Source organism: Tunicatimonas sp. (assembly GCF_049647865.1).
Classification (GTDB): Bacteria; Bacteroidota; Bacteroidia; order Cytophagales; family Cyclobacteriaceae; genus Tunicatimonas.
On sequence record NZ_JBARYM010000016.1, the window covers coordinates 1 to 9,558 of the forward strand.

At 39.6% G+C, this 9,558-nt stretch carries 9 protein-coding genes; 3 read left to right on the forward strand and 6 right to left on the reverse strand.

The genetic code is table 11. From position 1 onward, the window contains the following. On the reverse strand, positions 1-1,310 hold a 1,310-nt coding region (locus tag WBA23_RS00470), incomplete at its 3' end, for a M61 family metallopeptidase (protein WP_424580263.1). A gap of 139 nt (positions 1,311-1,449) precedes the next feature. Here WBA23_RS00470 and crcB point away from each other — a divergent pair. Continuing rightward, positions 1,450-1,830, forward strand: a complete 381-nt coding sequence (crcB, locus tag WBA23_RS00475) for a fluoride efflux transporter CrcB (protein WP_424580264.1) — start codon at positions 1,450-1,452, stop codon at positions 1,828-1,830. Here the strand turns inward: crcB and WBA23_RS00480 are convergent. After that, on the reverse strand, positions 1,827-2,459 hold the full coding sequence (locus WBA23_RS00480; RefSeq protein ID WP_424580265.1) for a carboxypeptidase-like regulatory domain-containing protein: 633 nt from the start codon (positions 2,457-2,459) through the stop codon (positions 1,827-1,829). The two genes, crcB and WBA23_RS00480, sit on opposite strands and share 4 nt — an antisense overlap. A gap of 404 nt (positions 2,460-2,863) precedes the next feature. On the opposite strand from WBA23_RS00480, the gene WBA23_RS00485 reads away from it, so the two are divergent. Then, the gene (locus tag WBA23_RS00485) at positions 2,864-5,413 is read left to right on the forward strand and encodes an ATP-binding protein (protein WP_424580266.1); all 2,550 of its coding nucleotides are present in this window, start codon (positions 2,864-2,866) and stop codon (positions 5,411-5,413) included. Positions 5,414-5,418: 5 nt separating this feature from the next. On the opposite strand, the gene WBA23_RS00490 is transcribed toward WBA23_RS00485, so the two are convergent. The 3 genes from WBA23_RS00490 to panB all read right to left on the reverse strand — a co-directional run bounded on the left by WBA23_RS00490 (position 5,419) and on the right by panB (position 8,344). Beyond that, positions 5,419-6,792, reverse strand: coding sequence for a sigma-54-dependent transcriptional regulator (locus WBA23_RS00490; protein ID WP_424580267.1), 1,374 nt, complete (start codon positions 6,790-6,792; stop codon positions 5,419-5,421). A 230-nt stretch (positions 6,793-7,022) separates the two neighbouring features. Continuing rightward, a complete protein-coding gene (locus WBA23_RS00495; RefSeq protein WP_424580268.1) occupies positions 7,023-7,337 on the reverse strand; it encodes a hypothetical protein in 315 nt (104 codons plus the stop codon). Positions 7,338-7,516: 179 nt separating this feature from the next. After that, a complete protein-coding gene (gene panB / locus WBA23_RS00500) occupies positions 7,517-8,344 on the reverse strand; it encodes a 3-methyl-2-oxobutanoate hydroxymethyltransferase (RefSeq protein WP_424580269.1) in 828 nt (275 codons plus the stop codon). Between the two features lie 403 nt (positions 8,345-8,747). Between panB and WBA23_RS00505 the strand changes: the two genes are divergently transcribed. Continuing rightward, positions 8,748-9,134, forward strand: coding sequence for a hypothetical protein (locus tag WBA23_RS00505; protein WP_424580270.1), 387 nt, complete (start codon positions 8,748-8,750; stop codon positions 9,132-9,134). On the opposite strand, the gene WBA23_RS00510 is transcribed toward WBA23_RS00505, so the two are convergent. Continuing rightward, on the reverse strand, positions 9,131-9,558 hold a 428-nt coding region (locus WBA23_RS00510; protein WP_424580271.1), incomplete at its 5' end, for a P1 family peptidase. The genes WBA23_RS00505 and WBA23_RS00510 overlap by 4 nt on opposite strands.

Here is a 9,558-nt window from a genome sequence, read left to right on the forward strand (position 1 = left end):
CCGTAAATAAATCGGTCAAAATAGTCATCAATCTGATTGCCCGAGAGGTCATCTACTAGCTTTTGTATGTCAGCTAGGTGATATCCACATTCTTGCTTCCCAAAATAATCCCACAGGTAACGCATAAAGGTATCAAGCGAATGTTCTTGCTCAGTGCAGTCCCGCAGCATAAGGTCTAGTATCAGGCTAACCAGTGCTCCCTTCACGTAAATAGACACCTTGCGGTGCGGAATACCAACGGCGTAGCCATCGAGCCACAAATCAAAAGAAGACTCTACCAGCGAATGATTGAAGCGACCAAAATTTTCAAAGTGGCGTTTTAAGAGTTTATTCAGTTCCAAAAAGTACTCACTTTTGGTTATCACACCACTACGTACTAAAAATAAGTCACCGTAGTAAGTGGTTACTCCTTCGGCAATAAATCCGGTAGGAAAATAGTTCTCCTGGGTGTAGTCATAAGGACACATCTCCTTCGGCCGAATACGAATAATATTCCAGGTATGAAACAGCTCGTGAGAACTCACTCCCAGAAAATCGGAGTAAGCTGTGCTATTTTCTACAACCCCTTCGCTGGGTCCTAAGGCAATCACGGTAGAGTTAAAATGTTCTACTCCGTGGTAAGCCTGATAAGGCAAGAACTGATACAGAAAGTGGTACTCATCGGCTGGAAAATCACCCATCATTTGTATTTGACTTTGGGTAAATGCTCGAAAGCGGTTCACGGTTTGCTCTTTGTCTAGCAAACACTGCCCCTGAAACCACAAATGGAAATGGTGACCTTCTACTTCGTACTGCCAATGAGTCAGCGTAGGGCTGGCAATTAGAGGGCTTTCTGCTAGATGATAGAAGCTGGGAGCTTCCAACGTATGGGCATCTAATTTTTTAAGTCCGCAAGCAATCTCATATTCTTTGGGAACCTGCACGTTAACCCGGTACGGTAGGTCAGTTTGTGCTTCAGCGTAGAGTACGCAATTCACAAAGTTAATATACAACTGCTCATCATCCAGGTAGGTGCTACCCGCATTCATTTCAGCCGCGTAGTAGTTATACTTCACTCGAATACTTTCAATCCCTTCGGTATCTACTTCCCAACGGTCTTTGGTTACTTTACGAAAGGGAATAAGCTGCTCGTCAGCATCGGTAATTGTAAACTTCTGAATGTTTTTAGCAAAGTTTCCCAGTTGATAGCGGCCCGGTCGCCACGCCGGAAGCTGTAGATACGTTTTATCCTGATCTAAATCGGAGAATGTAAGCTCAAAATCAAGCCAGTGCTGATGCGGCTTTTGGTAGGATACGGTGCAGTTAATCATAAGTAGTAAATAGAATTTTTAGAGGTAGTGTTATCGCATCTAGGTGTTTATGTATTCTGGTATTCATGTTTTAGGTTCAAAGTTTTGAGTTTTGAATTTACTAAACGTATTTGAACATCGTTTCTTGAACACTTAAACAATGAATTGGGACTTTATTTGGGTTGGTATTGGTGGATTTTTAGGAAGTATCGCTCGTTACAGTGTAGGTCAAGGGGTAAATCGCTACTGGAATAGTGCTTTTCCGTTGGGTACATTTCTCGTTAATATAGTAGGATGCTTTCTAATTGGTCTACTTTTCGGTGCGTTGCTGAAAGGCCATCTATCTGATACCCAAAGTCGCTTGTGGATCGCCGGATTTTGTGGTGGGTTCACAACTTTTTCCTCGTTTTCTTACGAAGCTCTGTCTTTATTAGAGAATGGAAAATTTGGGCTTTGGGGAATGTATGTCTTAGGCAGCGTTCTTCTAGGATTATTAGCCACCTGGGGAGGAATAACTTTGTTTCGGCTAAATTCGTTCTAGCGATTTTTCCGGTTGTGCCGGCGCAAATCTCTTACAAACTGTGACCAACGTATTGGATTCAGAAAGTTGTTAGGAGGCACTAACCCCCATTGGGCATTATACATTCGGGTAATACCTTCGTTGGGGCTTTGCGGTTGATACTTGCCCAGTATAATATCTTCCTCAAATATAGCACTTAGCTCAGACTGTAAATTTTCGGTTCTCTCCTTAAAATCTAACTCAAGATCACTAAACGATTCCATAAACTCGCTGGTGGTTGGTAGAGAATAAACCAGTATCTCTTCCAATACAATAGTGTCTCTCACTAACCCTTGCACTACTGAGTACTGTTCACCTTCTAGAAAATCAGGCACAACAAACTGAGCGGTTTTGTAACCCACATTAGAGAAAACAATAGTATCTTCAGGATAAACACTAAAACTAAAGTATCCCAAACTATCAGTAATGGTGCCTTCAGAGAGTTGATTGTCGTAAACAGTAACGTAAGGTAAAGCAGTGACGCTATCCATTGAAAAAACTACACCACTGATCGTAATGGGATTGTCATCACTCAGATCGCTAATATCTTGAGCTTGGGTGGTCAAGATAGTTAGGGAAGCAATTGCCGAAAAAATAAATATGCGAGTCATAACCCTAAGCTGATGATATTACTTGTAATAAAAAAATCAACCCTAAAAATAATTTCTAGGGCTGATCTTTAAGAAGTATTAAGTTAAGGGTGAAATTCAAGACAAATTATCCTTATCATGAAGGATAATCTGAATGGTGTCGCTTATTGTTTCAAGTAAGGTTGTACTTGCACTTAAATTAGTACTAAAAAAAATGCCAGTTCTAAATAGATTTTGTAATATTCTGTTAATCAGATATTTATATGAATTAACTAACTAAAGGAATAAGATATTTCGTAGGGATTCGCAACACATTCTTCTCAAAGTGGGGAATTATTCCTCAACTCGTTTAAATTACGTTCGTAGATAGAACTGTTTTCTTCGCTGGTACGTATTTTTCTAAGTGTATAGATAAATTAGCTCTAATGGGTTCCAAAAGGTCATCGGCACTTCGTTCCAAGGTAGTAATTGGATTTGTACTGGTTTTTTCAGCGCTACTCTTTGCGGCCTACATTTCCTACGAAAGCTTCACCGAACTACAGCAGGCTTCTCAAACGATCTCTCAACCTGACCTGAAAATTAAAAGGATTGATAGCATTCTTATGGCAGTCACCACGACTGAAAATACACTTCAGGAGTATTCGGTACTTCGCTCGTCTGAAAAACCAAGAGAAGCTTCCGAAAAATTGGGAGTATACTACAAGCAGGTTAAAGAAGTAGAAAGTATTATTGGATCGCTAGAGAGTGAAACAGCAAATGAAGAATATACGCTAGATACGGTGGTAAACTTGATTCGAGATAAGCTAGTGAGTTTAGATGCTTTTCGGGAAATTGAGGAACAACGAGGCGATTTTGATTTTTATAACCAAGCTTTGTCCGAGTTGGAAAGTGAGGTATCTACAATAGCTTCGCAGCGTAATACGCCTCATTTTCTCGAAGATACCGCCCGGCAGAACATTGATATTCGGATCGATAAAAAACTCAGTCGTTTACTTTCACGAGGTAAGCAAGAACAACCCTTTGCTACTGCTGAGCAAGAGCGCGAACCAATTACACTAGCTCCTGACTCTGTTCGGCAACTGTTACGCCAGGTACGCAATGGTCAGACAAGACGGCAACAGCGAATAGATCAGCAAGAATTAACCTACCTTCAAAACAACGCCCAAGTAATGGGTAGTATCTACGGGCTGGTAGGACAACTAAAACAGCAAGAACAATTGCGTTCGCAACAACGAGTGGCCGATGCACGATCATCAATGGACGAAGCCATTATTCGAATTGCTATTATCTTGATCGTGGCTTTTTTGAGCACAATTCTTATTGTCTATCTGATCTTAGCTGACATCACTCGTAGTGAGTTTTACCGAAATAGGTTACTGGTGGCAAAATCCAATGCTGAGCACCTGGCGAGAGTTAAAGAAGATTTCTTGGCCAATATGAGTCATGAAATTCGTACTCCGCTTACTGCTATCTTAGGATTTACGGAGCAACTTAAATTCTCAAAACTCAATAGTAAGCAACAGAAGCACGTAGGTGCTCTAGATAGTTCCTCTCGGCATTTAATGTCATTAGTGAATGATATTCTCGATTTTTCTAAGATCGAAGCGGGTAAAATTAGCTACGAGCGCGAACCCTTTGATGTAGTGCAACTAATTTGCGAGGTAAAGCATGATCTGGAGCTAATAGCAGAAAAAAAACTGTTGGATCTTCGCTATAGTATCAGCGGAGATGAGCTTAAGTATATGCTGGGTGATGCTTTTCGATTAAAACAGGTACTGTATAATTTAGTATCCAATGCGCTGAAGTTTACCCACCAAGGCGAGGTACTTATTATGGCTAAATTAACGTCAGTATCGAATCGGACAACGGAGTTAACGCTAGAAGTAATTGACACTGGTATTGGGATTCCCAAAGAGAAACAAGCCTCTATCTTCGATGCCTTTCACCAATCTGATTTGTCAACTACGCGTAAATACGGTGGCACTGGTTTAGGACTGGCAATATGCAAGAAAATAGTTGAAGGGCAAGGGGGGAACCTATCAGTAGAAAGTAGTGAGGGGGCGGGTAGTATCTTTCGGGTTACTATTCAATACAGTTCGGCATCCGCTATTGATATTGAGGAAAATGCTGATGATGAGAGCACACTCGATCTACTATATCCTGATGGAGAGGCTTTGATAATTGATGATAATCCACTTAATGTTACGCTCCTTGAATTGGCATTAAGTGCACGAGGTATAAAATCAGTATGCTGTCAATCGGGGAAAGAAGCGCTAAAGGCAGCAGAAGAACAGGTTTTTGATCTTATCTTCTGTGACTTGCACATGCCGGAAATGGATGGTTCTCAGGTAATCCAAGCATTAAAAGAAAATCCCTTAGTAGAAGCGTATACAACTCCAATCATTGCTTTTACCGCTAACGTCCGAACGGAGGAAAGACTAAAGTATGAGAAAATTGGTGTTCAAGATTTTTTGCTAAAACCCTTTGGTCAGCTTCAGTTAGGTAAGTTACTCCAGAAATATTTATCAGAAATAAGTACCGAACCAAGCGAAAGTTCAACGGGGCAACTACAAACGAATTTACAACCCCAAGAACAAAATGCATCTGCTTTCTCTTTGGATAAAGTTCGTCAGTTTACAGGCGACGATACCGAAGCATTAACTCTTTATCTCAAAACTTTTATTGATACTGCCCAAGAAGCTAGTCAAGAACTTCGGTTAGCACTAAAAGAAGAGTCAACCGTACAGGTTTCTTTCTACGCTCATAAGTTAGTATCGCAGGTAGAACTGCTCCAATCAGTAGAGTTAACCCAACAACTTAAGTACCTGGAAAGTACTGCTTCTTCTTTTTCCTGGAACAATCAGCTAGCCGCCGGAGTAGAGGCAGCAATCACCATGATCGAAACTTTAATACATCTGATAACTAAAGAAGTAGTAGCTATAGAATCAACTACAGTAAATGTAGATGGTGAATAAATTTGCTATTCTAGATTATAGCGCTTTAGCTTATTATATAGCGTCTTACGGTCAATATTCAAGACTTTAGCAGCTTGAGTTTTGTTGTATCGTACCTTTATTAAAGTTTCTTCAATTAAAGCCTTCTCTGTTTTTTCTTGAATAGCCTTCAGATCCGGATTGCTAAAGTTTGAGACAGGAAGATTTTCTGAAGTAGCTGCTACTGTAGCCGGTGAAGTAATCTCGAGCGGTAGAACAGTTAAGGTAATGGTGTCTTCAGGAGTGAGTAACACTGCTCGGCGAATAACATTTTTTAGCTCCCGAATATTACCGGGCCAATAGTAAGATTGCAGTTTCTCGACGACTTCAGGTATAAACCCACTTACATTTTTATTGAGTTCTTGATTTGACTGTTGGAGGAAATGATTTAGAAACAAAGGAATATCCTGTACTCGATCCCGTAACGGAGGAACTGAAATCTGAAATTCATTTAAGCGATGAAACAAATCTTCGCGGAAATGTCCTTCTTTAGCGGCTTTCTCCAGATTTTCATTGGTAGCTACAATAAGACGAACATCTACTTTAATATCTTTAGTACTACCCACCTGGCGCACAATGCGTTCTTGAATAGCACGCAGCAGTTTAATCTGATTCTCGTAAGAGAGATTGCCGATTTCATCTAAGAAAAGAGTGCCACCATTAGCTGCTTGGAATTGCCCCTCCTTATCTTGTATAGCACCAGTAAATGATCCTTTTAAATGACCAAATAGTTCACTGGCAGCCAACTCTTCCGATAAGGCCCCGCAATCTACCGCCACAAATGGTTCTTTGCTCCGCGTGCTTTTTTGATGAATCAGGCGTGATACGTATTCTTTACCAGTACCGCTCTCCCCCAGTACAATAACTGAAATATTCGTAGGGGCAACGAGTTCAATGTGCTTTATAACTTCCTGCGAACTAGAGCTCACACCTTGAACAAATGGTAGCGTAGGTGAGGAGGAAGGTTCGGTTAGCGGAGTAGTAGGAGAAGATTCTGGATTTTTTTTGCGGAGTGCATCCCGCATAGAAAGTAAAATTTCATCGGGATTTATAGGCTTGGTAACATACTCAAAAGCACCCAGTTGCATTGCTTTTACCGCTGTTTTAATATTCGCATAGTTTGTCATAATAATGACCGGAATATGCAAGTACCGCTTTTTAATATTTTTTAATAGCTCTAAGCCATCCATATCCGGAAGCCGATAATCAATCAGGATAATATCAAAAGTATGATCATAGACCGCTCGGATGCCTTCTTTTGCCGAGTAGGCTTCTTGAGTTTCATAATTATTTTTTTTCAGGAAATTGCGAAGAAGCGTACAGAAAGAAGGGTCGTCGTCTATAATAAGTACTCGGGACATTCGCGATAGGTGAATTACTTACGTCAATTTATCAATAAATTTTAAATATATACTGATTATCAGTCTTTGAGAAAAGCGAACGGTTATTTAAGGAGCTGTTTGATTAAAATAAGTATAGAAAGCAGTTCTTTTGAAAAACGTCTATCAGAACAATTTAGTTTAAACACTCACCATCAAAAAAAGGCCCCTAATCAAATCAGGGGCCTTGCTAGAAGGAAAAAAATGAGTTTCTATTGCTCTATTTCTTCACCTTGTTCATTGTATAGAACGCTTTCTTCTTTAGTACCGTCCGATACCGAAATCTGGTATTGTGTAGTACCTTCCTGAGAGACCATCTGCTTTACCGAAGTTACGTCCCACATAGCGTAGTCAGATTCCTCAAACGATGTTTTAATCATATCGGGCAGTTGATCAAATTCAACTTCTACTGCCTCTGCTGAAGCAGTAACTGTTTCTTCCGGTTGGGTTTGCTCTTCCACCTGAGCGAAAGTTGAAAGGCTGAACATAAAAGCAGCCGCAAACATTGCAAAAAATAATTTCTTCATTTTGGTAAAAATTTGAGGTTGATAATTACCATTCCTACTAGAAACTTTGTGCCAAAATGCAAATAGTGCCCAATAGGCCACTTAAGTAGCTGATTGGTTTTCTGAAGATAAAAACTGTGGCGGAAAGGCAGCCAAAAAATACGCTAAATGAGGAAGTTGTCCCCAAATTGAGACATAAATCAATAACTTTCTTCCTGGTTAGGGAAGTTTAGAGATTTTACATCGGAAATGTAATTCTTCACCGCTTGGTCAATTACTACCTCTAGGTCAGCGTAGCGACGTAGGAACCGAGGATTAAAATCTTTGGTGATACCTAGCATATCGTGCATTACTAAAACTTGCCCATCAGTACCAGCTCCCGCCCCAATTCCGATGGTAGGCACTGAAAGCTGTTCGGTGATTTTAGTCCCTAAATCAGCAGGAATCTTCTCAAACAACACCCCAAAACATCCACATTCCTGCAATAGCAAAGCATCTTGCATCAGTTTATCGGCTTCTTCTTTCTTTTTAGCCCGTACCGAGTACGTTCCGAATTTATAAATGGATTGAGGGGTTAGCCCAAGGTGGCCCATTACTGGAACCCCTGCACTAATAATTCTTCTTACCGATTCCTGAATTTCTTCGCCGCCCTCTACCTTTACCCCGTGTGCTCCTGATTCTTTCATAATACGAATGGCGGATCGAAGTGCTTCCGAAGAATTACCCTGATAATAACCGAACGGAATATCCACTAATACTAAAGCCCGCTTTACTGCTCGTACCACTGAACTTGCATGATAAATCATTTGATCTAGCGTAATAGGTAAGGTGGTTTCATGTCCGGCCATTACGTTTGATGCGGAATCACCTACCAAAATAATGTCAACTCCTGCTCCATCTATTAAAGTTGCCATAGAATAATCGTAGGCGGTTAGCATGGCTATTTTTTCACCTCGTTTCTTCATTGCTAAAAGCTGATGGGTAGTAATCCGCTTAATATTAGCTGATGAATTAGACTGAGTAGACATAAACAAAAAGGATTAAATAGAAGTAAATACACTAATAAAACTTAAGTTTTTAATTAAGCAATGCATTAAGAGAGATAATACTGCCAAGTACAGGCAAGACAAGCCAATGTAATATTTGAGAAATGTCAGCTAATTAACAACATGTTAAGCAAATAATAGAAGTATAGATTAGCGAAAACAATGATTTTCAAGCATAGTTTAACTGCATACAGTAAAGTTTTGGAAGCATTTAAGTAAAAGATCAATTTTATATTTAAGTAACTTATTATCAGTTACACTGAATTACTATAATTTTTTACCTTTATCAGCACTAATCAAATACTGTGGAATGATTACTATTAACTAGTATTTTTTTGTACTAAAATTATATAATATTGTATTATATAAACTAAATAGCAGGAATATGTATCGTTATCCTGAATTGAGGAAAGTACCAGAAATCGCAGGGCGTTTTTATAGTGAGTTTAGAGATGTGTTGCCGCAAGAGAAATTTTTTACCGAATTTCGTTTTGTTAATTATTGTGATGGTTTTCAGTGGGCCTTTTATAAGCATCTACTGAACAATCAGAGTAGCTTTTTTAAAGTAAATTCTCATGTTCGCTCTTATTTCCTCGACAACGCTGGCTACGTAAAGCGTTTGGCACTATACGCAATATTTGTAAAAGAGTGTATGGAGGAAACTGGTGAAATGCTATTAGAGCAGGAGTATTACGAACTAATGCCTAAGTTTGAAGATTCTCAAAGCAAAATACTAGATTTAGTCAATATGTTGATGGGAGATTCTTTTTAGTTTGATGGTAAGTATCCGTGCTTTTCCATTAGTTGTTCTACTTTATCAAGTGGTAGTGCCTTTATAGTGTGTTCGTTTCTTCCCGACATAGTTTCAGCGTAAAACATAGAGTTTAAAATAGCCTCTTCGGTAGCCTCAATCACTGCCCAGAACAACGGTGTCATATCTTTATTCCGCAACTCTTTACTATTCTGAACGATAGAATCTGATGGTAATATACGAGACGTTAGAGCCGTTGAGAATGCAATCGCGTAATCACCGCTACCATTAGAAGCAATACCTCCAGTACGGGCCAAACCAAAAATTGCTCGTCTGGCCAATCGCTTTAAATTACGAGCTTGCAGTGGAGCATCGGTAGCAACTACAATCATACATGAACCATCTGACTGTTGCTTAAATTGTTCTTTCCAATAAGAATTAAGCG